This is a genomic window from Corynebacterium sp. MSK074, assembly GCF_030229735.1.
Lineage (GTDB): Bacteria > Actinomycetota > Actinomycetes > Mycobacteriales > Mycobacteriaceae > Corynebacterium.
Genome location: NZ_JASPIX010000003.1, coordinates 1 through 23,233, shown reverse-complemented (window position 1 = coordinate 23,233; position 23,233 = coordinate 1). Strand labels below are relative to the sequence as shown.

Below are 23,233 nucleotides of genomic sequence, written 5' to 3'. Positions count from 1 at the left end.
TAGGCAGTTAAGCGTTCCTACCGCACGCGGGGTAGTCTGTACGCATGGCAAAAGGCAGAATTCCGGACAGCGACATTCAAGCTATCCGTGAACGCGCGCCTTTAGAAGAAATCGTGGGCGAGTACGTCCAGCTCAAGCCCGCCGGACACGATTCGCTCAAGGGCCTGAGCCCCTTCAAGGATGAAAAGACCCCGTCCTTTCACGTGCGCCCGCAGCGCGGTTACTATCACTGCTTTTCCACCGGCAAGGGCGGCGATGTCTTTAGTTTCCTGATGGAAATGGAGCAGGTCTCCTTCCCAGAGGCAGTGGAAGCGGTAGCGCAAAAGATCGGCTACCACATTAACTACCAGGGCGGTTCCACGGGCGCACGCAATGAGAAGCCCGGTACGCGCCAGCGTCTCATCGCTGCGAATAAGGCCGCGCACGAGTTCTACCGCCAGCAATTGGAGACCCCGCAGGCGGCCACCGCGCGCGATTTCCTGTTGGATCGCGGCTTTTCCCGCGAGGTCATTTATGACTTTGAGTGCGGTTATGCACCGGAGGGCTGGGATACCGCCACCAAGCACCTGCTGCGTCTAGGCTTTTCCTTCGAGGAACTGGAGGCGGCCGGCATTTCCAAGATGGGCAAGCGTGGTCCCATTGACCGCTTTCACCGCCGCCTGTTGTGGCCCATCAAGGACCTTTCCGGCAACGTGATTGGCTTTGGCGCTCGCAAGCTTTTCGATGACGACAAGCTCGGCAAGTACATGAACACCCCCGAGACCATGCTCTATCACAAGTCCAAGGTGCTCTTCGGCCTCGATTTGGCCAAGCGCAATATTGCCGATAACCACCAGGCAGTGGTGGTAGAGGGCTATACGGATGTCATGGCCATGTATGCGGCCGGTGTGAAAACCGCAGTGGCATCGTGTGGTACCGCCTTTGGTGGCGAGCACCTTCAGGTCCTGCGCCGGCTGATGCTGGATGATTCCTACTTCAACGGCGAGCTCATCTATACCTTCGACGGTGATGAGGCAGGGCAGAAGGCCGCCATGCGCGCCTTCGACGGTGAGCAGAAATTCACCGGACAGTCCTTTGTCTCCGTGGCGCCAGACGGCATGGACCCGTGCGATCTGCGCCTGCAGAAAGGCGACGCCGCCGTGCGCGAGCTCATCGCGGACCGCATTCCCATGTTCGAGTTCGTTATCCAATCCGTCATCGCGGAGTACCGCATCGATACCGCGGAGGGCCGACTGCAGGCCCTGCGCCGCGCAGTCCCCGTGGTGGCGCAGATCCGCGATCAGCCCCTGCAGCGCGAGTATGCCCGCCGCCTTGCCGGTTGGGTGGGTTGGGCCAATCCGGAGGAGGTCCTCCAGCAGGTCCGCGCGGAGGCACGCAAACCAAAGAAGGCAGAAAAGCCCACCATTCGCCGCTTCGAGAATGCGAAGCCGCAGCCGGCACAACAAGACGTGCCGATGATCCACCCGCCGAGCCCGAAAGAGACCCACCTGTGGCCCCAGCGCGAGGCCCTCAAGCTGGCCTTGCAGATGCCGCAGGTAGCAGGCTCGTACTTTGATGGCATTACTGCCGACGCCTATACCAACGACGTCTACCGCCTCGTCCGCCAGGCAATTTCCACCGCCGGCGGCGCCGCCCAGGGCGCGTCCATGTCGGCCGTGGAATGGATTGCCGCAGTAGCCGGAGAGATGCAGGATCTCACCGGTCGCAACTTTGTCTCCGAGCTCGCCGTAGAAGCAATCCTGCCCACCGACGTCGGCCCCGAAAAATACGCCGACTCCGTCCTCTCCCGCTTGCAGGAAACCGTGGTGGGCGATCAGATAGCCCAGCTCAAGGCCCGCCTCGGCCGCATGCGTCCCTCCGATGATGAGGCCAGCTATAACTCGCTCTTCGCTGACCTTGTCGCCCTCGAGCAGGCCCGCCGCGAGCTTAATGACCGCGCCTTCCGCGGCACGCCTCCCCAAGCATAAAAATCTCCCCTCGGCACGAACCCAGTTTAGGTGCGCGCCGAGGGGAGGGGAGGAGGCTTACAGGCTAACCTGCAACCGACCTAGTCCTCATCGGGCTCATAAATGCGGTCCGCATTATCCACCTGCGATCCGCGCAGCCGGCCCTTGCCCTTGCGCTTGGAGGACAAATCGCGAACCTCGCGCATGCGCGGTTCTGGGTCCAGGCGATTAGCCACCGCCTTGCGTGCCGAAGTAACAGCGGACTTAGTCACGGGGGAGTTGACGGCCTTTTCGTAGGCGCCCTTGATCTGGTGGTAGCGCTTGCGGCCAGCCTTAGTGCCAAAAACGTATCCTGCTGCGGCGCCGAAGACGAATTGGATCATTATCTAGCGTGTCCCCTTATTCCTGTGCGAGTAAAAGTTCCCCACCAGCCTACCGCGAAGCCTTGCCGCGCGCCGCCAACCACGAGTGAGGGATAGCGCTAGCCCCGCAGTGGACTAGCACTTTTCATGGCGCGGAATACGCGCTAGTTTAAGTGTGTGGAAAATAACAAGCGCAGGGATTCGGCGGCGGCCTCAGCAGTGGCGCTGGCCGCGCTTTTTACCGCGAGCATTTCTGCGGAATCCTCCGGCCACCAACCGGAGGCCGCCGCGGCGCACCAAGGCCCCAATTGGCCTGAAGAGTGCTGAGCGGTGACCGCAAAGGTCTACCTAGCAATCCATAATTGTGCATGCGAGTTTAGCGTCGCGTTCACTTCCCCTTAACTTTAGCTGGATATTATTCGTAGGAATTTGATGCTAGTTAAAGGTTTCTACGTTGAACTATCGGAATAAACTGCGACCCGCAGCCCGCGTGTTCGCCCTCTGCGCGGCCACTGGGCTGACTGTATCCCTCGCACCGGCGGCTGCCGCTCTTCCCGTAACCGTACCCCAGCTGCGTGAGCCCGTCACCCAGCACACCACTGGCGCAGCCCCAGTCCAGCACCCCGGCGCCCCGGTTCCAGAGCCGTTTAGCGCGGACTATATTGCGGGCTTTGAATCCGATGTCTCGTCTTATCAATTTGGCAACTACTGGCAGGTAATCCAGCTTTTTGACCACATCAAGACCCAGCCAGAAATCCGCCAGGAAAATATGGACAAGGCCGTGGCCATCAATAACGCCGCAGCCGGTGACCCCGCATTGGTTCGCCGCGCGCAGGCCGATGCCAAGGCCAGCTCGACCAGCGTGCTCAACGCCGTCTCTGATTCCATGGGCAAGAATCTCGGCGGCGCCTTCCGCGCCGCCTTGGCCGAGCACCGCCTGCCCAAGACTGAATACCTGCTAGGTAATGGCTATGCGGCCCGCGCAGGCGGGCTGGCCAATTCCACGATGTCTGAGAAGTACTACTTCAACTATCAGCGCCCGTACCAACGCGCGCCGCAGGCGATTAACCGCTACGACGATGGCTCAAAGGACCTCTATCCCACCTCGCCAGCTTTCCCCTCGGGCCATACCAATCAGGCAACGTGGATTACCACCTTGATGTCCTTCATGCTACCCGAGGTAGGCCCACAGCTCATGCTGCGCGGTGCGGAGGCCGGCAACCACCGGGTAGTCCTGGGCGTGCATTACCCGCTGGATGTCATTGGCGGGCGCATGACTGGCCAGGCTGCCGCGGCCGATCGCTTAAATGACAAGCGCATGCGCAACGCCCTGTGGCAAGCCTCGATGGAGGTGCGCAAAGAGATCAAGGGGCGCACCGGCAAAACAGTGGAAGAATTAGTGGCCCAGGATAGGGAAGAGGGTACTGACTACCGCTCCACCCAGGATGCAGTCGCCGAATATTCAAAGTTCATGGACTACGAGTTCGCCCCGCGCTACCGCACCGACGCCCCGATGGTCGTCCCACAGGCCGCCCCGGTGCTGCTCGCCGCATCCCATCCAGAGCTTAGCTGGGGCCAGCGCGCCGAGGTGCTGCGCCAGACCGCGCGCCCAGCCGGCAACCCGCTGGACTGGCAGGCAGAAGGCGGTTCCTGGCAGCGCCTCGACCTAGCCCGCGCCATGGCTGCCACGGTGACCATCACCCCAGACGGCGGCGTGAGGGTCAGCGGTTAGCTATTCCAACAATTCGCGCGGGGGTGCAGTGCTCCCGCACATGGTTCAATAAAGAAGTATCCCCATCAAGCAAAAAGGAAAAGTAAGTTGACTAAGCCCAAGGTTATGACCATCTACGGCACCCGCCCGGAGGCCATTAAGGTCGCCCCTGTGATCAAAGCATTGGATAATGATGAGCGCTTTGACTCTATTCCGGTTTCCACCGGTCAGCACAAGGAAATGCTGGAGCAGGTCAATTCCATGTTCGGCATCACCCCGAAGCACGATCTGGGCCTGATGAAGCCGGGCCAGGGGCTCAATGAAATAGTCTCCCGCGCGATTGCGGGTCTGGATTCCATCATTGAGGAAGAACAGCCGGATGTCATTATCTCCCAGGGTGACACTTCTACCGCCATGGCCGCAGCACTCGCTGGCTTCCACCGCGGCGTAAAAATTGTGCACCTGGAAGCGGGCCTGCGTACCGGCGATATCCACTCGCCCTTCCCAGAAGAGGCTAACCGTAAGCTCATCGGCCAGGTAGCCGAGCTGCACTTGGCTCCTACCGCTGGATCGATGGAAAACCTGCGTCGCGAGAATGTGCGCTCCAAGGACATTGTGGTCACCGGCAACACAGTGATCGATGCCTTGTTGGAAGCAGCATCCTGGGACACCAAGTTCGAGGATCCCGCTCTGCAGGAGGCCGCAGATTCCGACAAGCGCCTCGTTGTTGTGACCACCCACCGTCGCGAAAACCTGGAAGCTATGAAGGAGATCGGCGGCGCAGTCAAGGATCTGGCTGAGGCCTACCCAGAGATTAACTTCGCTCTGCCTTTGCACCTGAATCCTAAGGTGCGCGAAGCGGTTCTCCCAGAGGTTGAGCACCTACCGAATATCATCATTACCGATCCACTGCCTTATGACCAGTTCACCCAGCTGCAAAACCGCGCGACCATCATCCTTACCGATTCCGGCGGAGTCCAGGAAGAGGCTCCCGCTCTGGGCAAGCCGGTTCTGGTTATGCGCCAAAACACCGAGCGCCCCGAGGCCGTTGTCGCCGGCACCGTGAAGCTGGTGGGTACCAACCGTGAGCTCATCGTGGCCGAGGCTAAGCTTTTGCTTTCCGACGACGCCGCTTTCCAAGCCATGGCCAACGCCGTTAACCCCTACGGCGATGGCAAGGGCGCGCAGCGCGCCGTTGCCGCCATCGCGGAGCTGACTGGAGTAGGCGAGCGCGTAGACGACTTCCTGCCCGAGGTTGATTCCTCCGAGGCCGCCCAGAATAAGAAATAACCTGCGCACGAGGGAGAAATAGCGGATATCATAGTGGTATGAAACCCCTGGATATCCGCTGTAACCACCAAGACCGCATGAAGGCCGCCGACATCCTCGGAGATGCGCTGTCGGCCGGTCAAATCAACCTCGATGAATTTGAGTCACGGTCAGCCGATTGTGAGGATGCCACAACCCGTCGCGAGCTCATCGAACCCTTAGCGGACCTTGTAGAGGATCCAGAGTTACTTCTCTTTGGTGATCGCAGCGAGGTCACCAGCATCTATTCTGGCAACCAAGAATCCAACGCCATTGCCAAGGTGCAGCAGGCCATAAAGCAGATTCAGCCTTCGGTCGGCCAGCCCCAGTCCCTAGCACTGGGAATCTTCGGCGGCTCTACGGTCAATGGTGGGGCAGTGGCAAGCACATTAACCGCTGTAGGAGCCTTTGGCGGCGTGGACATCGACCTCACTGGAGTTGCTTTGCGCAACCGTACAACCACCATCAATGCCGTAGGAATCTTCGGCGGGGCGGATGTCTACATCCCCGAAGGTTTCCGAGTCCGCGTCGGCGGTTTCGGGCTCTTTGGCGGCCACGATCTCAAGGTTGAGCACGGCGCCATCCACCCGAATGACCTTCCGGTAGACGCGCCCGAGATTATCGTGAATTGTTTCAGCCTATTTGGTGGAGTGGATGTGCATGTGGGGCGCCGTTACGGTGCGTAGAAAATACTATTTTCGATGAGTAGAAGACGATGTGGTCTTCAGTGAGAGTGCGACAATCTTGGGCTGCCGAGTTCTTTCGGGGACACTCTTGTCGCATTCTTAAGTCGTTTTAGGGGTGTGTACAACTAGTAGATCGCTAGTCTATTCCTCGTTGGCTCTAGTGCTCTGGTCGTCCACTGCGAATTGGCCGGTGAAGTGTTGGATGACAGCGGATGCATCAGCAAAGGAGTTGAGAGCAGAGAAGCAAAGGAGTTGAGAGCAGAGAAATTTCAATGATTCACTCTCAACAAGGGGGATGATTTGTGGACATCTTTTCGGTAGGTGCGAAACCCAGTTGACGCTCGTTTAGTCATCTTAAACTTCTAATTGACTGTGTAGGGTGGGTGTATTACTAGTAGGCACCTGGGCGGAGATAGCTAAAAACACCGCCAAGCGTTTTACTCGGCGGTGTCTGTTTGCTCCTCCAACTGGGCTCGAACCAGTGACCCTTCGATTAACAGTCGAATGCTCTGCCAACTGAGCTATGGAGGAATATGCGTAAGCTGTACATCGAACTCACTGTTCTCTGTGCAACGAGAATTAACTATATAGGGAATGAAGGGTTAGACACAAATCGCCTGTAAGAAGCTAAAAACAGGGCCATGCGAAGGAGGTATGGTTCTCACTGAAAGGGCAGTAGGATATCCCGCTGATCGAGGTTTAGATCCCGTGTAGGGTATGGGTTTGAAAGTATTCGAGAAAGGTATTCATGCATCCTGAAGAGTCTCCTCAGACATTTGAAAAAGTTTGTGTGGTTGGATTGGGCTACATCGGATTGCCCACCGCTGCGTTCATTGCTTCCAAGGGAGTTCATGTCACCGGCGTTGATGTGAATTCTAAGTTTGTAGAGTCAATCAACAAAGGGGAAGTACCTTTCTTTGAGCCAGGGTTCGATGTTCTTCTAAAACGAGTTGTAGATGAAGGGTACTTGGTAGCCCAGACCGAACAAGTTGAAGCGGATGCGTATATCGTTTGCGTTCCTACTCCTTTCAAGGAAGACCACAAGGTTGATACCAAGTTCATCAATTCCGCGGTTGAGGCTATGGTCCCGCACCTGCGTCCTGGTGCATTGGTTGTCCTGGAGTCTACTTCTCCTCCAGGAACTACCGAAGATATGGCGAATTACATCCTTGAACTTCGCCCTGACCTGTCTCTTGATGAAGACGACGAAAATGCAATTTTCGTAGCGCACTGTCCGGAGCGAGTGCTGCCGGGGCAGATTATGGAAGAGATGGAAAACAACGACCGCGTTATCGGTGGTTTGACCCCACGGGGTACACAGCTTGCTGTTGATTTGTATGGCACCTTCTGTACTGCTGAGTTACTGCAGACCAATGCCACGACAGCTGAGATGGCCAAGCTCACCGAGAATTCCTTTAGGGACGTGAATATCGCATTCGCTAATGAGTTGTCGCTGATCAGTGACCGCTTGGGAATCGACGTGTGGGAGCTTATCGAACTGGCTAACCATCATCCACGAGTAAATATCCTGCAACCGGGCCCTGGAGTTGGCGGCCATTGCATCGCAGTTGACCCTTGGTTCATCGTCTCCTCCGTTCCTGAAGAAGCGAAGATCATCAAGATGGCTCGAGACGTTAATGATGGAAAGCCAGCTTGGGTAATTAAGCAAGTTAAGGCTGCGCTTGAAGGCAAGGAGAGCTCCACGGTTGCGGCGCTTGGTATTGCCTTCAAGAACGATATCGACGATCTTCGAGAGTCCCCCTCGCTGAGTATTGTGAAAACGCTTGGTGAGGAGAATCCAGATCTAGATATCCGAGTAGTCGAACCGAATGTTGCGGAATTGCCTGATTCGCTCTCCTCGGTACCTAACTTGAAAAAGCAGGAACTAGAAACTGCCGTACATGATGCAGATGTGGTTCTACTTTTGGTTAACCACAAGGAGTTCCTCCAGATGGACACCGCCTTGCTTGAGGGAAAGTCAGTTATCGACACTAAGGGCATCTGGCGCTCTTAATAGTGATTCGTGGGAGGCGCCAAACTAATTCGGTGCCTCCCAGGCTCTCTACAGAGTTGAAGTACTCCCTAAGCCACGTTCCGTTGAGACCGTGGCTTATAATGTTCTAATAGGCGCAAATTGGTCTTTGAGTAGACAATTTTGGTTAGGATATTAGTTCCCTTTTGGTCTGAGCGAAGGTGGGAGCCTTTCTTGAAAATTCTGGTGATATCGCAGTATTGGTATCCGGAAAATGGCGTACCTCAACGGCGTTGGACTTGGCTTTCAGATCTGCTTAGGGACGAATTTGCGCTTGAAGTCATCGCTCCACCTCCGCACTATCGTAGGAATCTGAAGCTTTTAGCTTGGGTGAGACAGGTTATTGGACGTGGCTGGAAAGAATTAGAGCTTGGTCCCTCAGGTGAAAGAATTCATCGAACCTTTTTCATTCCAAGTGGAAATTCATTAACGCAGAAGGCGCTGAATCAGCTTACGGTTGCTATAGGCATGATGCTAAAACTGTCCGTTTTGAGTATTCGCCGTTCTTCTAGAAAACCAGACGTAATCATCGGCACCGTGCCTGCATTGCCTACTGCTGTAGTTACTTATTTTGCGTCGAAGGTAATGCGTACTCCGTACGTAATTGATTTGCGCGACGCTTGGCCAGATCTTCTGTCTCAATCTGACCAGTGGAATAACAGTGTCGGCTCCCGCTCGTTTCGAGAATTGCTCCTTTCGCATGGACCACTACAGGGTGCTTCATGGTTGACGGATCGATCGGTTAACTGGGTTCTTGAACATTCGAGCGGAGTGATGGTGACCTCGAGCCATTTGGAGGAAAACCTAAGGGGTAGATTTTCCAAAAGCGGCCGTGAAATACCCCTAGTAACTATCCGGAATGTGTTTCCCTCGCGGACTGATTTTGTACACCATTACGTGAGTGAAGATGGCAAGCGGGCATTGAATGTCCTATATGCAGGGACCATCGGTAGAGCTCAAAACCTTGCCAATGCCGTTGAAGCGGCGAGGATAGCCGCTACTGCGGGTGTTGATGTTCATTTGAGATTTGTGGGTGCCGGGGCTGCGAAAGAAGCTTTGAGCGAAATGGCTGAGGAACTCAAGGTTCGTGCCGAATTCTATTTTCGCCGGCCAGCTGATGCGCTCGATGAGCATTACGAATGGGCCGATACTGCGTTGGTGCATCTAACCGATTGGGAGCCTCTAGAGCGAGCCGTTCCTTCAAAAACTTATGAGTTAATGTCATCCGGCCTGCACATTTCCGGTGTAGTGGCGGGAGAAGCCGCGGAGATCATTGAAAGCTGCAATGCAGGTGAAGTTGTTCCTCCTGAAAAGCCCGAAGAGCTTGCTGCCCTGTGGGTACGGTTAGCAAAAAATCCTAGTCAACTCCGTGTAGGAAGTCTCGGCAGAGAATGGGTCGAAAAAGAAAGGACTAAAATCGCCCCAGAAAAACTTCATTCCTTCATTTATAACGTTCTTGGAGATAAGTAGGATGTGGCTTCGTCCCTACTTATCCCTTCCATCAGTCATCATCAGCCTGTTGTGGGAAAATCCCATCGAATTCTGCCTAAAGGTACAGCAGCGGTTTGGGATTCGCCTTTGCACGGCCTCTAAGAATGAAACTTCTGCGCCTTTTTGGAGTACCAAGGAACCCCGTAACTATGAATTGCCGGGACAAATTCATCGAAGCACGAGGCGCTCGAAAGATGAGCGGAAGGCAGTACTTTATTTTGCTAATAATTCGACGCCCTATACACAATCGGGTTACACCGTACGGACTCATGGGATGCTCAGGGCGCATAACAAAATACACTCAAGAAAGATAATTTGCGTTACTCGTCTTGGCTATCCTGTGGTCGTGGGCCGTATCCCAAAGTCTAGGGAAGATGTACTCGAAGGTGTTATTTATCGTCGGATCATTCCGCGGTTTTTCCTTCCGAGCAGTCGGCTTCGTGCTCGAGAGGAAATTCGAGAACTGACGAAAATTGCTGAGTCAGAGCAGGTCGGAGTCATTCATACAACTACTGACTTTAGAAATGCATACGTAGCATCTCAGGTGGCGAAGCGGCTTTCGATTCCGTGGGTTTATGAAGTGAGGGGAGAGCGGGAGAATACGTGGCTAAGCCAGTTTGAAGCTGCGGAAAGAAAAGCGGCTGCTGCATCCGGATACTATAACTATGCCCACGAAAAAGAAATGGAAGCGGCGAGGAAAGCAGGCAGAGCCATTTTTCTCAGTGAGGTGGCAAAAGAAAATGCTGTTTCAAACGGAATTGACCCACGCTTGGCTTGGGTAATTCCGAATAGTCTGCCTGAAGGCGGTAAAGCCACGGAATGCCATGATTCGGCCCAAAAGCTTGTCTCATCATTGCTCGATAACAACAAGATATATATCGGGACCGTGTCTAGTCTTGTGCATTACGAGGGTTTATCTATCGTTATACGGGCATTGCCCTACCTGCCAGTGGAAGTTAATGCTCTTTTTGTAGGTGATGGAACAGAGCGACGCCGACTTGAAGCACTCGCCAGATCATTGGGAGTACACGACAGGGTAGTTTTCGCTGGGAAGCAACCAACTGAATCGATAGGTGAGTGGTATCGTGCGCTTGACGTTTTTGTTGTACCACGAATTTCTAGCCTAGTTACTGCGAGGGTAACTCCAATCAAACCTCTGGAAGCCCTGCGAGTAGGAATTCCAGTCTTGGCATCAGATCTCCCAGCACTTCATGAAGTCACTGGAGAATTTGCGGTCTATTTTGCACCCGAGCAATTGGAAGATTTTGTAAGAAAGATAAAGATGATTCTTGACGGCAACGTCGAGATAGACCAGGAACGAGTTGACCAGTGGCTGCGAACCAGAACTTGGGAATATAACGTGAAGAAACTAGAAGCGTTGTATAGCGAACTGACTGGAGGTCAGTAGATGAATTTTGAATACTATTTGACCACTGTTCGCAGTGGCCTTACTAAGGCAGTTCGAAATACAAAGGCGAATGGAATTCGCAATACTCGGCAGAAGGCATTCAGGCTATTAAATAACAAACTGGTTTTGAGGAATGCTCACGACCCACTACATGTAAAGCCACTTCCTCCAAGTTTTAAAAGCCAAAGCTTTGGCTCTGTGAAAGTTGGAGTCATCATGGATGATTTTTCCCTCGAGGTATGGAGTGAAGAATTCCATACTATTCCCCTCGACCCAGAAAAATTTGAGTCACAACTGGCTGATAGCAATTCGCCGAAAATTGACCTTCTTTTCGTAGAGTCTTCTTGGAATGGAAACAACGGAAAGTGGAAATATCAACTCGCAGGACAGAACGCTCCCTCTGAAAAGCTGGGAGAGCTCATTAGAGAATGCAAACGTTGGGGGATTCCGACGGCATTCTGGAATAAGGAGGATCCGCCTCATTTCCACGATTTCTTGGGAACAGCAAAGCTTTTCGACGTAGTTTTTACCACCGCCGAGGAAAAAATTCCTGAATATATCGAAGAATTAGGGCATGACAGGATCTATTGTCTGCCTTTTGCAGCCCAGCCAAAGCTGCATAATCCCATCCGGCTCAGCGGCGACGAAAAGCCCGGAGATATTGCTTTTGCGGGTATGTATTTTAAGCACAAGTTCCGAGAACGCAGAGAGCAGATGGACTTACTCCTGGGCGCCGCCGCAGCAGTGTCTCCGCGGATGCAGGCAGGATTGACTATCTATTCGCGATATTCAGGTGGGGATGAGCGTTATCAGTTCCCGGCGCCATTTGATAAGTACGTAGTCGGCGGCTTGCCCTATAAGAAAATGGTGTCGGCATACCGCCAACACAAGGTTTTTCTGAACGTTAACTCGGTTGTGGACAGCACTTCGATGTGTTCTAGGAGAGTCTTTGAAATTTTGGCTTCCGGAACTGTCGTTGTAAGTACCCCCAGCGCAGCGATACATCAATTTTTCAACAAAGAAGAGCTACCAACAGTGAGCGATGGAGTCGAGGCGCAACACCTGCTGCGGGCTCTAGTGAATTCGAAAGAACTGCGTGACCGAATAGTTCATAAAGCGCAGCGGAAAATTTGGGCTCAGCACACTTATGAAAAGCGAGCAAAGTTTGTGCTTGAAAAGACACTTGGTTTCGCTAACGAGCAGACTGAAAAGCCGCGGATTTCAGTTATAAGTTCCACTAACCGGCCCAACCAAATTCGGCATTTGCTTGAACAAGTCGGGCGACAATGTGGTGTGGAAATTGAACTGTGCTTGGCACTTCACGGTTTTGATGAACAAGAAGTCGATCTTCCTCAACTGCAAGCGCAAAGTAATGTTCGAAATCTTAAAGTGGTGGAAGTTTCCTCCGCCGAGAGCCTGGGCAATTGTTTAAATCGCTTGGTTGAGCTTTCCACTGGCGACTACATTGCGAAAATGGATGATGATGATGAATACGGCCGGCATTATCTTCTTGACCAGTACTATTCTCTGAAATTCTCTGGGGCCGATCTTGTTGGCAAGCAGGCTGTGTATGTGTCTTTAGAGGAAAGCTCAATTATTGCGCTAAAAAACTCGGTAAAGGAACATCGTTGGACTGACTTCGTCGTAGGCCCAACCCTATTTGGTCCTCGTTCGACATTTGAAATTCACCGTTTTGAAGATAGAACAAATGGTGAAGATTCTGCCTTCCTTTCTAGCCTTGTAAAGGCAGGAAAGCGCATCTATTCTGCGGATCGCTTTAATTTCCTACAGGTCCGAGGAAAAACAAATCACACTTGGGGTTCTAAAGACCTAGAATTTTTAGCCAATAGCGAGGTAGTACTTTTTAATACCTTTAGAGATCATTTCGATTTCTGAGTGGAGCCCTTATTTAGGGCCCTTTCCGCTTCGTCGTCGAAGATTATCTTTGGCTCTTCGAATCTACTTCGCATCTTTTCGATGATGGCGTCTGCTTCTTCATCCTTCCCAGTCGCGGCGCGGTTACCCCAGACTCGGTAAGATTTAGCAACTTGTTGAGCAGGCCCATCAGCAATCATTTCTCCCTCGTGAAGCCAAATTGCCCGTGAGCAATGTTCCTGAATAGTGGTAGCACCATGGGAGACCAAGAAAACGGTTCCGGCTGTGTCCAAGAAGTCGTTCATTCGCTCCTTGGCCTTTGCAGCGAATGTTGAGTCACCAGTTGATAGTGCCTCATCAATAAGGAGAATCTCCCGTTTGACTGACGTGGCAATCGCAAATTTCAAGCGAGCTGTCATACCCGATGAGTAGGTTTTTAGCGGTCTATCAATGGCGTCTTCAAGATCCGCCCATTCAATTACGCTAGGAATAAGCTCGTTAACTTGATCAGGTTGAAGGCCCATAGCTAGTAGACCTAGCTTCGTATTATCGCGACCCGACATTTGCCGCTGGAGAGCCGCAGAAACACCCAACATAGTCGGTTTGGCGGAGACATATACCTCTCCTCGAGAGGGGGATTCCGACCCGGCCATTAAGCGAATAAGGGTTGATTTTCCCGAGCCATTTTTTCCTAGAATGCCAATGGATTCGCCCGAGTGGGCAACAAATGATGCTGACTCCAATGCGCGAACTTCTCTCATTCGGCTTCGGAAAAGGCCTACGTTAGATCCGTTTTTAGAAACGAAATAAGACTTGCCAAGTTTTCTGGCAACAACTGTTGTCTTATTTGACACTCGCGTACCTTTCTTCAGCCTTCCAGAAGAATATAAACCCAATGATAAGGAGCCCAAAACTCCAAGCAATCAAATGGATCCAGGAGGATAGATCAGGAAGCTTATTGTAAATAGTGACGTCCCTGCACGCTTGTAGGAAGATGTACCCTGGGTTGTTCTCCATTATCTTTTGCGCCGTAGGACTACCGCTGAATCTTTCGATGGAGAAAAATACGCCTGAGGTGAAAAACAGTGCGCGACTGAGAATACCAACCAGCGCTTTTAGGTCTGGGATGAAGGCTGTTAACCGAGCGACAATGAAGATGACGCCCAAAATTAGTAAGTGGGCCAAAATATAAAGGGGGATAATGAAAAATATCCTCCAAGTGGGGCCTTGAGGCCACTGGAAAACGAAAGATAGGGCAATTGAAATAATTGCAGGGGGAAGGTTATCTATGAACTGCTTAGTAACTAAGGCAATAGGAAGCGCGGCTTTCGGGAAAGAAAATGAGGATATAAGGCCGTAACTGCTTTGAATGAGTTTCGTACCGCTATTTAAACCAGTTGTAATGAAGCCGAAGAAAATTACGCCAATCGTTAGGTATCCAAGAAAGTTATCGATTCCTCTTGAAGTCTTGAGGATGACACCGAAAATGAAAGCATAAATCATGACGTCGATAAGCGGCTGAATGATAATCCAGGCTCTACCGAGCAGTAAATCGCGAGACGACTTAAAGGCTTTGCTACGCGCGTCGAAGTAAATAAAGTGACGTAGCTTCCATAATTGGGAAACGTAATCTGAAAAGCGCGGGAGGGCGTTAATGGTCTCAAGGGGTTCGCGAGACACCAAAATTGCTGACTCTTTACTTTTCTCCATTTCATTGCTCAGAACTAAGCTTTGTACATCGACTGAGCTGGAAGATTGGGCGTGTGTGCTCCTAGAACGGCGTCTAATCATGCGGTAACGAACTCCTGGAAAAACGATTTTCCTTACCATAGTACGAGCTAAGGCGACCAGTGCCTAGCAAAGCCGTGCGCTGTGAGGTTACCACTCGTTTGGTGGACACCCTATTTGTGCGGATCCTGTGTCCGTAGGAGAGGATGTTCATTGTGGGGCAACAGAGCAAGAAGTATACACTGGCCTGTCGACGTGAAGCCGCGAGCCTAGTAATCGAGTCAGTACCTCCGATCGCTCATGGGCTAAGGAGATTGGCGTCGCATCGGGCCTTTTAGGCCAGTGGGTAAAAATGAGCGCGAACGCCGAGGAGCTTCAGATGGGATGCGCGGGGCTGATCTTCGTGCTGAGGATACTCGCCCTGAGTTGGCGGAAGCCAAGATGAATAATGAGTTTTGTCAAAAACGACAGCCTCCTTTGCTTTTTGGCAGCGCGAGCAGAAAAGTTCCAATTAATGCGGCAGGAGAAGGCGAACTACAGCATCAAGCGCATGGCACGGCTATTAAAAGTGTCTCGGTCTGGATACTACAAATGGGGCCCATACGCACCAGAAACAACTATTCGGAAAAGATGAGCGTGCAACAATTTACAACGACGTTGACCGCAAGATTCATCAGATTTGGAAAGACTCCGATGAGGTTTGTGGTGCTCCGCGGACCACCGCAGAACTTACCGAGAGCTACCGGATCACATTGAATCGCAAGACTGTAGCTAAGCGGATGCGACCGATGAGAAATGAAGGGATTTCGCCGCGTGCCTTGTTCCAGTGACAATGATCCAAGCCAAGCGTAAATCCACGCTCCCTGACCTGGTTAAACGCATGTTTGATACTGGTGAGCTCAACCGAGTATGGATGTCGGATATTACCTACCTGCGCACTGGTGAATGCTGTTTGTACTTACGCGCAGTCCGCGACGGCCATTCCCGTAGGGTGCTGGGCTGGGCTATGGATAGCGTTCAAGACACAAGATTGGTCGAACGAGCCCTGCGAATGGCACATACGCTGCGCGGTGGCGTTCCTGCTGGGCTGGTGTTCCACACTGATCGTGGAATCCAATTTACCAGCGAGAAGCTCTGGGCGGACTGCCGCAACCCGGGCATTGCCCAGTCTGTGGGGCGAACCGGCGTGTGCTTCGATAACGCGATGGCTGAGTCGTTCAGGGCGACAATTAAAATCGAGTTCTGCGACCGTAAGTGCTGGCCAGCCCGTGATGCCGCACGCAAGGCCGTTGCTTACTGGATTGAAGTACTCTACAACCGGCAACGTCGGCACTCCGCACAAGGGATAGTCAGCCCTTGTCGACTTCGAGAACCACATTGGTCTTACCACCAGCAGAAAAGAAATATCTGCCTAACCACTAGGTAATTCCACTACGTGCCCACGAATTGCGGAAAACCCAACACCAATTCTTGAGTATCGATTTATTAGGGGATTCGAATCTCATTGAATCTTGTTGGGGGTTTATTTCTCGTTTGCTCTCCAAACGATCTAGGTTTGAATGGCCTAGAATCGTGGCATGAGTTTTGAAGATCAGACTGGCCAGTCTTTTTCAGCGGAAAGCGTTAAAACTTTTATATTCGGAGGCTGCGTCAGTCGGGATACTATCGCTTTTGCTAGGCCAAATGCTTTCTCTCTTCAGAGATATGTGGCCCGCCAGTCCTTACTTTCTGTAGGTAGAAGTGCACAGCAAGATATAGAGCGGATTGATTTGGCAAGTCCTTTCCAAAAGAGGATGCTCGAGGGGGACATTATTGGTAACTTGCTGGCAGAGCTTGGTAAATACTCGGATATGGAGCTGCTGATTTGGGACCTGATCGTAGAGCGAAATGGTGTCTGGGAGTTTCCTAGCGGTGGGATAGTCACAAATTCAGCTGAGTTAACAAGGAATAGTGGAGGAAAGCAATCCGTCAAAAGAGCAAGGAAAATTGATTTTGGCACTGAAGAGCATTTTCTTCGTTGGCAAGGAGCCGTTTCCCTTTTCGCTGCGTACCTTAAGCAAGTGAATTTGACCGAGAAGGTTGTGGTGCTAGCTCCTGAGTGGGCGGAGCATTTTCCGGATGGCCGGTCTTTCTCTAGGCGCCGTAGTAAAGATATAGAAAGAAAGAACGAAATCTTTTCCAGATACTACAGTGAGCTTAGAAGGATGAAGTTCCCGGTCATCGGGGTTAGTCATACAGTCGCTGATCCAGATCACCGGTGGGGTGCGGCTCCGTTTCACTTCACCTCATCAGCGTATAAAACCATGGAGTCTAGGCTCTTAGATAAAGTTAAAGAGATACGTCGTTGAGGCCTCGTTGGGAAAGTTCCAGTTTTAATGATTATTTAACTTTTTCGAGTGTCGGACAGGATTTGTGGGAAAAGAATAACTATGGACTCCAAGTGTGCCGGTATATTTTAAAGGGTCGCACCGAGCCTATACCTACCTGTTAGAATGCAATTGTTTGTATTCGATTGGGTGGATGACTTTTGGCTGTCCGCGGATATGAAAGCTCTTATAGTGGACGCCGGAAGTTTGGGAGATGAACTTCTGGCCTAGCAAAGATTGAGAACTGATATGCGAAGATTTGCAAATAAAACCGTATTTAAAAATATATTATTAGTAGTTGCGCTAATTTTTATAGCTGTAGTGCTTAAGTTGGCTTTCCCAGGCGAGTTCCCGTGGATACTTATAGGCTTAGTCGGAATATTGGCGGTGGTCAACCAAGCGTGGTTGGTAGATTTAAAGCGGCACCTAGCTCGAATTGAAAGCAGGGAAAAAAGAAGTGCGGAACTCGGGAATGCAAACCATGAGATTCTCGTGCAACACACTACGAAGCTAGACAGAATTAATCGTAAGGCAGTAAAAAACGAAACCACCATAAACAATATCGCCGGCTCAGTAGGTAGGATGGCTCCCATTGTTAGACAGGTGTCTTCAAATGTGATTGCGCTCTCCAAGGATCAAGACACGGTCACTTCGGTGCCTAAACCGGACAAGCTGATCGAAGACGCAGTTAGTGATCCGGTCTTGGATTCAATTTTGGGCTTCGAGGGATTGAATAGCATACCTAGCGCGAAGCGTGGGATGCCTACTTTCGATGTCACTGCGATGGTGATTGCAGATGAATTTACTGCCGCAGCTTTTAGGCATGAGTGGCACCAAGTTGAGCCCAAGCGGACTAATTTCATGGATCTTTTGGAGACCGAAAAGATTGATCTCTTGTTTGTTGAGAGCGCGTGGGAAGGGAACGGAGGCGATTGGAGGTACCAGCTAGTGGGGTCTATGGCCCCAAGAAACGAGATTGTTACCCTAATCGAAGAATGTAAGAGGCGCGGGATTCCTACTGCATTCTGGAATAAAGAGGATCCGCCACATTTTGAAGATTTCCTAAGAACGGCCAAGCTGTTCGATTATGTCTTCACAACTGAGGAAGACTGCGTACCAAAATATATTGAACAGTTAGGGCACGAACGAGTACATGTACTTCCTTTTGCCGCTCAACCTTACTACCATAACCCCGCAAGAATTTCTTCTATCGAGCGTGCAGGAAAATCGGTTTTTGGTGGGATGTATTTCAGAGAGAAGTATCCCGAAAGGCGAGCACAGATGGATTACTTACTTCCCGCGGCTGCCGAATATGGCTTGGATATTTACTCGCGTAACACAACAGAGGAAAAGTATCGCTTCCCGGAAGAGGTGCAAAAGTTTGTTCGGGGGAGCCTGACCTATGATCAAATGGTAGCCGCGTACCATGCCTACGAAGTAGTTCTGAACGTAAATTCGGTGCCTAACTCTAAATCAATGTGCGCGCGCCGTATTTTCGAAGCGACTGCATGTGGGGCCGCCGTAGTCAGCCCTGATTCGCCATCCCTCAACACGTACTTTAATTCCGGTGAGATTACCTCGGTAAGTGACCAAAGTAACGCTAAACATAAGATTCGTGCACTAGTAAGAAGCGAGGAATTTAGGAAGCAACGCGTGCATCGAGCGCAGAGAAATATTTGGGCTAACCACACCTATGCGCATAGGGTCGAAAAGGTCTTAAACGTGATTGGCATGGGGCGTGGACGGTCCACCGGATACTCAGATAGCATATCCGTGATTATCACTACTAACCGCGAGGTCTCGCTACCGTATCTGGTCGAGAATCTTCGTCGTCAAAGCGACGTGAAATTCGAGGTAGTGCTTATAACCCATGGTTTTGAGCTTCCTGATTGGGCAAGAGTCGAAATTCAAAAAATAAGCCATGTTACGCAGCTCCTCGTCGAAACTGCCCCAGTAGAAGACGTTTTGGGAAAAAATCTCAACCGTTTGGTTTCCATGTCTACCGGATCATTTATCGTCAGAATGGATGACGATGATTGGTATGGCCCAAACTACATTCAGGACTTGGTCTTCGCCGCAAGGTATTCTGGAGCTGACTTGGTTGGTAAGGCAGCTAGCTATATCTACTTTGAAGATCGTGACGCTACGATTCTCACGTACGAATCGCATGAACATCGTTACACAGATTTTGTAAGAGGAGCGACTTTTGCGGGACCGCGTGAAACTTTTGAAAAGTTTCAGTTCCCGGAGCTGGGAAAGTCAGAAGATTCCACCGTTCTCAAAGAGATTCGAGAAGGCGGGGGACTAATCTATTCAGCCGATTCTTTCAATTTTGTGGTGAACAGGTTTGCCAACAAGGAGAGGCACACTTGGACAGCCTCAGACGATCAGCTTTTTGCGACCGGCCGGATGGTTTTCAGAGGCAATGGTCAAGATCAATTAGCAGTCTGACGGATTGATCCTGCTGATGGCTACGAAATGTGAAGGCACCAAAAGATTTTGAACCGAAAGGAAGAACTTGAGCGAGAGAATTCGGCAGCTTGGAGCTGCTTGGAGGGGTTATCAGAAGAAGTACTCGGATTCAATTACCCCAGAAGCTAAATATACTTACGCGAACAGGTTTCATCGCGGATATTTGTTCGGTGATCTGGATGCTGTAGCGGCCGCTCCTGAGGAATGGCCTAGGGAGCGGGTGGGGTCTCTAGCGTTAGCATGTTCACCTGCTTTAGAAAGAGTGTCGGTGAGCGACGAACAAACTGGTTGTAGGGTGCTACTGCTGGGGACCGCTTTTAGCAGCGAAGCTGATTTGGATAACTCTCAGGGCGTTGCCTGCGATGTTTTAAGGACTCTTTCTCGAAAGGGCCTTAACGGTGTTGATAGTCGAATTGAGGAACTTGGCGGACGATTTGTCCTCATTTGTTGGGACGAAGAGAACTGTAGAATCTTCGTCGATCCTATGGCTAGCTTGACCGCTTATTATGCGAAGACCGATAAACGCTTAGCAGTCTCTTCGCACTCGGCCTTGATCGCCGCGGCAGTTGGCGAATATGACAGCGATGAGAAAGCTTGGGTGATGCAGCATCCAGACTATGTTAGCGGTGGTGGCAAGTACCTTCCGGGGTTAGTTTTTCCTCATGATGTGTGTCTTACCGTTTTCGCAAACCACTCCTTGGACATATCGCTTCGAAATTTCAGGAAAAGCCAAAGGAGAGTATATCCGCGGGCAGGTTTACCTAACCTCAGCGTAGATGAGGCCACGGATGTGTTCATCGATGAGACACGATTTCATCTCGAATCGTGGCTTAAACAATCGAAACAATCATATTTGGCACTGACGGCAGGTCGGGACTCTCGCGCATTACTGTCGGTGGGGTTAGATCTTCTGCAAGATTACGACGCTACTTGTATGACCTACCATTTCTTTGAAAAGAACAACACTTCGACCTTTAAAGATTTGCTAAAGGCAAATCAGTTGGCCGAAATGTCTAACCTTGCTTTCAAAATTGTAAGTATTCCTACCGCATTAACTGGGAAAGAAATGGGTAAGCTCTATAACACCACTTTTCCCACTTGGGCTAGATTTCCTACGTTGGCTTCAGCTTTTTATCACCAATTGGTAGCGGATGCCAGCCTCGTTATCGGGATAGGTGGGGGAATCGGTACTGGTTTCTTCAGAAAGAGGGAGAGTAAAGCTATAACCCCTGAGGTCTTGGCAAGGAAATTCTCCAACAGTGATATTCAGTATGACCCCAAATTGTTAAAGCTGATGGCGGATTATGCAGAGTTTACGGAATTTAGTGAAGAAAAGATCAAGGGGTTTAATTTCTATGATCTGTTTCACTGGGAGCATCGCTTGTCGAAATGGGCCAGCATCGGGTATTCGGAATATGACTTGAGCGTCTCTACCGCGCTCCCTATGAATTCTCGGCGGATGATTGAGGCTATGCTGTCAGTGCCTGAAGTACACCAGTTTGATAAATCCATTTACGAAGAAATTCAGAAGCGCTCAACTGTTTATTAATGGTATGCGTGTAGATACTTTGGATTTGGAAAGTTCGGAAGGTCTGAGCTTTCCTGATCGCTGCTGGTGAACGTGTACGACTGAGAAGGTGCGCCGGTTTCTTCGATGGACGTGGAATTGTCTGTAGTCGAACGCTGTCAAGAAGGATTGTTTGCTAAACCACTTCGATTGGGGCTTGCAAAGTAGAGCCATGTCTTTAAATGGTGGGCCTGACCCCGGAAAGTGGACACGTCGGGGGTCAGGCCCCGTTTCAAGGTCATAGGTTGGTCGGGAATGCCTCAGCCAAACTCTAGGACTAGGCCCGTTTTGTAATTCTGAGAGCCCTCTTTGTGCTCTGAGATGTCGTCCTAGTTGAACCCCTCGGCGTGGATTTCTCTGTAGGCAGCACGCAGCATGACGGCAGCCTCATGGAGGTGCGGTGCGCCGGTGCGGATGAAGGGGGTTATGCAGGAAGCAGTGCTAAGCGGCGTGCGGCCGTTCGGCAGGTAGGCCACATCGTGTACCACTGCGCGGGCGAGCGTAGCGCGAACTGGGACTCAAAAGCACTGGGGCGTTGTGGGCGGGGTGGAAAGGGGCGTCGGCAAGCGAGGCTGTAGCAGAGGACTCGATGGTGAGCAGAGTGAAGGCGGGGGCGTTTGCGCGGCGCGGATGCTGCGGAAGTCGGGCACGCTAAAGGCTTTAAGGGCGCAGGACTACAGGCGAGACAAATGTTTGGGCCTGTAGGCTTCTCCGTGGCCGGTGTGCTTTCTGCATACGTATTTTGTTTAGTCTCATGCCTTACTCAGCGGGCGCTGGTAGCGTTTATTGCATACTGCCACCAGCAGCTACAGGAGGCCATATTCTATGGACACGGATATTACCGAGCTGCTCGTATACGTCGGGCTAGTGTTTGTCGCGGTGCTCTTCTGGACCTATTACATCCTGGACGTGCGGAGGAATCCCCGATCGGAAGAGTGGTACGACGAAAGCGCCTGGGAAGGTGCAGCAAGTGATGGCGTCCTCTTCTATTATCCTTACTGCTCGCTAATTATGGGTGTTGGCGGTGCCGTAGGGTTGGTTGAAAGCATGAATCCTCCTGAGCTTGTCGACTCAGTGCTGCGGGTTGTGCTCTTGGCAGCTGTCTTTATCGGAGCTGTCGGGATGACGGGTGGTTTCGGGATCCCGCTTCCGTGGCCTTTTGTTCCGCGTTGGGTCGTCGACATTCGCAAAGCGAAACGTACTCGAAGGCGCGAGCGTAGGGAAGCCAGAAAAAGGGAAAGGGAAGAGTAGGGGTAGCGGGTTTGCTGGGGGCTGAGTTCCGTTAGAAATCTTCGCTATCACGCTGGAGTTCCTTCAGCCCAGTGGCAAAGCAACTGAAGACATTTTGGGATGTCGTGGCACTCGTCCCAGGTTTGGTGATGTACATCAGTACGGAGACGTCCCTTTAGATTAGGACCGCTTGAGCAGTAATCGTCGTAATTACCGGGGTTGAGAATTCAGATGTGTAAACCCAATTTTACCCTGATTTAGGCTCTAATAACGCACCATTGTATCAAGCAAGCCTCTGGGTCAAATGGTTCCGGAAAGATTCATAAAATACCGAAGACCTACACGGAACAGGTTGCGAAAGACTTCGAATGCAGTGTCGGGGTTTGCTCAGTTTAGGGAGATTAGAAAATCTGGAATAGGCCAAGAAGATTTGACCGGGATGTGAAGGATTGGTGGTGAGTCTCGGTGAAGAACACTTTTTGGCAGAAAGGGGATAGAAACAACCAGTAGAAAGGGTTACGTCCGTAGTGGCAGTGATTGTGATACGAAGGGCAGTCTGAGCGACAACTGGGGGCGTTGTAAAGTTGACAGCGAGCTATCGTGGGGGATTAAAAGCTCCTGTTGCATGCTATTGATAATCAATGTGGCTAGGGTAATCGGCACACTGCCGTGGCGCATGTTCAGTAGGTCGCTGACACGCTCGGTTAAGAGGAAGTTGCGCTGCACGATGAGCATGCTGGGGATAACGACGGCAATGGCGGCGTTGTTAAAGGAGGTGCAGCGGGCTAATTCACGAGGCAGAGGATCGGGGAGTGGGCTGCATAGTTTTATTGGCGGTTCCTACACAATTCTGTGGTTAAGGGCGGCGGTCTCGGGTCTTTTTATGACGCCCCATTCAGTAGAGGGTGTCAGGAAGTTTGTGTGTGAGGCTCTGATCTAGAAGGAGTTTCACCGATAATGACTACGGTGTCACTGAAGAAAAGCCATGACCCGGCGAGGGTCAACGAGATCAGCGAGAAGCTGATGGAAAATCCTGAAATCGCCAGCTTGA

At 51.5% G+C, this 23,233-nt stretch carries 19 protein-coding genes and 1 tRNA gene; 15 read left to right on the top strand and 5 right to left on the bottom strand.

The genetic code is table 11. From position 1 onward, the window contains the following. The first annotated feature begins 44 nt into the window (after positions 1-44). Positions 45-1,967 (top strand): DNA primase, encoded by a 1,923-nt coding sequence (gene dnaG / locus QP965_RS03950; RefSeq protein WP_284844269.1) that lies wholly within the window; start codon positions 45-47, stop codon positions 1,965-1,967. An 80-nt stretch (positions 1,968-2,047) separates the two neighbouring features. On the opposite strand, the gene QP965_RS03945 is transcribed toward dnaG, so the two are convergent. Next, a complete protein-coding gene (locus QP965_RS03945; protein ID WP_005324241.1) occupies positions 2,048-2,329 on the bottom strand; it encodes a hypothetical protein in 282 nt (93 codons plus the stop codon). A 156-nt stretch (positions 2,330-2,485) separates the two neighbouring features. Here QP965_RS03945 and QP965_RS03940 point away from each other — a divergent pair, with 156 nt between their 5' ends. The 4 genes from QP965_RS03940 to QP965_RS03925 all read left to right on the top strand — a co-directional run bounded on the left by QP965_RS03940 (position 2,486) and on the right by QP965_RS03925 (position 6,013). Continuing rightward, on the top strand, positions 2,486-2,635 hold the full coding sequence (locus tag QP965_RS03940; RefSeq protein WP_284815474.1) for a hypothetical protein: 150 nt from the start codon (positions 2,486-2,488) through the stop codon (positions 2,633-2,635). Between the two features lie 163 nt (positions 2,636-2,798). Beyond that, positions 2,799-4,040 carry an acid phosphatase gene (locus QP965_RS03935; protein WP_502869243.1) on the top strand — a complete coding sequence of 414 codons (1,242 nt, stop codon included), beginning with the start codon at positions 2,799-2,801 and terminating at the stop codon, positions 4,038-4,040. A gap of 87 nt (positions 4,041-4,127) precedes the next feature. After that, on the top strand, positions 4,128-5,309 hold the full coding sequence (wecB, locus tag QP965_RS03930) for a non-hydrolyzing UDP-N-acetylglucosamine 2-epimerase (protein ID WP_284844271.1): 1,182 nt from the start codon (positions 4,128-4,130) through the stop codon (positions 5,307-5,309). Positions 5,310-5,347: 38 nt separating this feature from the next. Further along, positions 5,348-6,013: a DUF1707 SHOCT-like domain-containing protein gene (locus tag QP965_RS03925; protein ID WP_284844272.1), complete on the top strand. Its 666-nt coding sequence runs from the start codon at positions 5,348-5,350 to the stop codon at positions 6,011-6,013. Between the two features lie 458 nt (positions 6,014-6,471). Here the strand turns inward: QP965_RS03925 and QP965_RS03920 are convergent. Then, a tRNA-Asn gene (locus QP965_RS03920) sits at positions 6,472-6,544 on the bottom strand. A 217-nt stretch (positions 6,545-6,761) separates the two neighbouring features. Here QP965_RS03920 and wecC point away from each other — a divergent pair. From wecC to QP965_RS03900, 4 genes are all read left to right on the top strand, one after another. Further along, on the top strand, positions 6,762-8,027 hold the full coding sequence (gene wecC, locus QP965_RS03915) for a UDP-N-acetyl-D-mannosamine dehydrogenase (protein WP_284844273.1): 1,266 nt from the start codon (positions 6,762-6,764) through the stop codon (positions 8,025-8,027). Positions 8,028-8,219: 192 nt separating this feature from the next. After that, positions 8,220-9,515: a glycosyltransferase family 4 protein gene (locus QP965_RS03910; protein WP_284844274.1), complete on the top strand. Its 1,296-nt coding sequence runs from the start codon at positions 8,220-8,222 to the stop codon at positions 9,513-9,515. A 1-nt stretch (position 9,516) separates the two neighbouring features. After that, positions 9,517-10,944: a glycosyltransferase family 4 protein gene (locus QP965_RS03905; protein WP_284844275.1), complete on the top strand. Its 1,428-nt coding sequence runs from the start codon at positions 9,517-9,519 to the stop codon at positions 10,942-10,944. A 216-nt stretch (positions 10,945-11,160) separates the two neighbouring features. Further along, positions 11,161-12,840, top strand: coding sequence for a glycosyltransferase family protein (locus QP965_RS03900; protein ID WP_284844276.1), 1,680 nt, complete (start codon positions 11,161-11,163; stop codon positions 12,838-12,840). On the opposite strand, the gene QP965_RS03895 is transcribed toward QP965_RS03900, so the two are convergent. Together QP965_RS03895 and QP965_RS03890 are read right to left on the bottom strand one after the other, a co-directional pair. Further along, on the bottom strand, positions 12,825-13,673 hold the full coding sequence (locus tag QP965_RS03895; RefSeq protein ID WP_284844277.1) for an ABC transporter ATP-binding protein: 849 nt from the start codon (positions 13,671-13,673) through the stop codon (positions 12,825-12,827). The two genes, QP965_RS03900 and QP965_RS03895, sit on opposite strands and share 16 nt — an antisense overlap. After that, positions 13,663-14,610 carry an ABC transporter permease gene (locus tag QP965_RS03890; RefSeq protein ID WP_284844278.1) on the bottom strand — a complete coding sequence of 316 codons (948 nt, stop codon included), beginning with the start codon at positions 14,608-14,610 and terminating at the stop codon, positions 13,663-13,665. The genes QP965_RS03895 and QP965_RS03890 overlap by 11 nt, the downstream gene beginning before the upstream one ends. A 515-nt stretch (positions 14,611-15,125) precedes the next feature. On the opposite strand from QP965_RS03890, the gene QP965_RS11520 reads away from it, so the two are divergent. The 5 genes from QP965_RS11520 to QP965_RS03875 all read left to right on the top strand — a co-directional run bounded on the left by QP965_RS11520 (position 15,126) and on the right by QP965_RS03875 (position 20,934). After that, the gene (locus QP965_RS11520) at positions 15,126-15,377 is read left to right on the top strand and encodes a helix-turn-helix domain-containing protein (protein ID WP_350309475.1); all 252 of its coding nucleotides are present in this window, start codon (positions 15,126-15,128) and stop codon (positions 15,375-15,377) included. 2 nt (positions 15,378-15,379) lie between these two features. After that, a complete protein-coding gene (locus tag QP965_RS11515) occupies positions 15,380-15,973 on the top strand; it encodes an IS3 family transposase (RefSeq protein ID WP_350309233.1) in 594 nt (197 codons plus the stop codon). A gap of 151 nt (positions 15,974-16,124) precedes the next feature. Continuing rightward, positions 16,125-16,895: a DUF6270 domain-containing protein gene (locus tag QP965_RS03885; RefSeq protein WP_284844279.1), complete on the top strand. Its 771-nt coding sequence runs from the start codon at positions 16,125-16,127 to the stop codon at positions 16,893-16,895. A gap of 267 nt (positions 16,896-17,162) precedes the next feature. Next, complete coding sequence (locus tag QP965_RS03880; protein ID WP_284844280.1) at positions 17,163-19,364, top strand: glycosyltransferase family protein; 2,202 nt, start codon at positions 17,163-17,165, stop codon at positions 19,362-19,364. 67 nt (positions 19,365-19,431) lie between these two features. Beyond that, positions 19,432-20,934 (top strand): hypothetical protein, encoded by a 1,503-nt coding sequence (locus tag QP965_RS03875; protein ID WP_284852684.1) that lies wholly within the window; start codon positions 19,432-19,434, stop codon positions 20,932-20,934. Positions 20,935-21,281: 347 nt separating this feature from the next. On the opposite strand, the gene QP965_RS03870 is transcribed toward QP965_RS03875, so the two are convergent. Continuing rightward, positions 21,282-21,440 carry a hypothetical protein gene (locus QP965_RS03870; RefSeq protein ID WP_284844282.1) on the bottom strand — a complete coding sequence of 53 codons (159 nt, stop codon included), beginning with the start codon at positions 21,438-21,440 and terminating at the stop codon, positions 21,282-21,284. A gap of 337 nt (positions 21,441-21,777) precedes the next feature. Here QP965_RS03870 and QP965_RS03865 point away from each other — a divergent pair, with 337 nt between their 5' ends. Next, on the top strand, positions 21,778-22,203 hold the full coding sequence (locus tag QP965_RS03865) for a hypothetical protein (protein WP_284844283.1): 426 nt from the start codon (positions 21,778-21,780) through the stop codon (positions 22,201-22,203). The last annotated feature ends 1,030 nt before the right edge of the window (positions 22,204-23,233 follow it).